Here is a 973-nt window from a genome sequence, read left to right as displayed (position 1 = left end):
AGATGCCTAAATTATGGTTAATGAATATGCTATAATGCTTATCCTTTCAAGCTTTGTAAGAGGTGTGACAAGTTTTACAATTTAATAGTTATAGTCAAAAAAGACAATTTACTAAAAATTTATGCAGTTTTAAGTACATTTTATAACAAAAACAATATTACTAATATCCTCGTAACCCAGTTACTATCAGCTATTCAGTTCCTCTATTAATACGAAACTCGCGTTAAATAACTTTTCTTTTGTGCTTGATATATGCCCTTCATTATAAAAAAAAGTATCAAAATAATTAGTAGCTGAATTGACAATATCTTTTTGAAATTGATTTTGATGAGTTGTATTTGAGATACTTTATTCTTTTATTAAAGGTATATTTAAGATATTTGCTAAATTTTTTTGTTCGCTTTCTAAGTTTGATATTATTTGAGATACTTGATTTTGTGTAATAAAATCATATATTTCACGAAATTCTGAATCCGGTACATTGTCTCTTAAAGCTTCTCTTATTGACCTGCTGCTACAATTCCCTAAAGTTTGTCCAGTAACTGTTCTTCTTGAATCAGCTGTTGGATCAATAAGTTGTTCCAATTTGAATCTGTTGATTTCGTTATTATGAGCTTTTATTGCTTCTATTTCATTTATAGATAATATCTTACTACATGACAATTTTTAGAGATGTAAGGACTAAAGGATTGAATTTTGCTGATAATTCATGATGATAACGGGGAAAGAACTTGATTTACATATGAAAGATCATTCCGCCCCTCTAGTCGAATTATTACAAAAACATATTTCGCTTAATTTATCAAGAGCAAAATGTTTAGGATTATTTATCATTTCAATGCTTAACAGCACGACAGTAAACATGTCATTGTTATGCAATAGAATGCCATCTGGGATTAAAGCAGCTTCATGGTATAGAAGATGCAAAGATTTATCTCTGAATCTCATATCATGGAGAGTATTACCTGTTATG

At 28.9% G+C, this 973-nt stretch carries 2 protein-coding genes; one reads left to right on the top strand and one right to left on the bottom strand.

Annotated features, from left to right (window positions below; translation table 11 throughout):
* Positions 1-348: 348 nt before the first annotated feature.
* Positions 349-663: a hypothetical protein gene (locus REIS_RS00690; RefSeq protein ID WP_008579332.1), complete on the bottom strand. Its 315-nt coding sequence runs from the start codon at positions 661-663 to the stop codon at positions 349-351.
* A gap of 46 nt (positions 664-709) precedes the next feature.
* On the opposite strand from REIS_RS00690, the gene REIS_RS00685 reads away from it, so the two are divergent.
* A partial coding sequence (locus tag REIS_RS00685; RefSeq protein WP_040614690.1) for a hypothetical protein occupies positions 710-973 on the top strand: 264 nt, incomplete at its 3' end.

The organism is Rickettsia endosymbiont of Ixodes scapularis, assembly GCF_000160735.1.
GTDB classification, from domain to species: Bacteria; Pseudomonadota; Alphaproteobacteria; order Rickettsiales; family Rickettsiaceae; genus Rickettsia; species Rickettsia tamurae.
The sequence above is the reverse complement of the archived record's forward strand: the minus strand, read 5'-3'. Positions and strand labels throughout refer to the sequence as shown.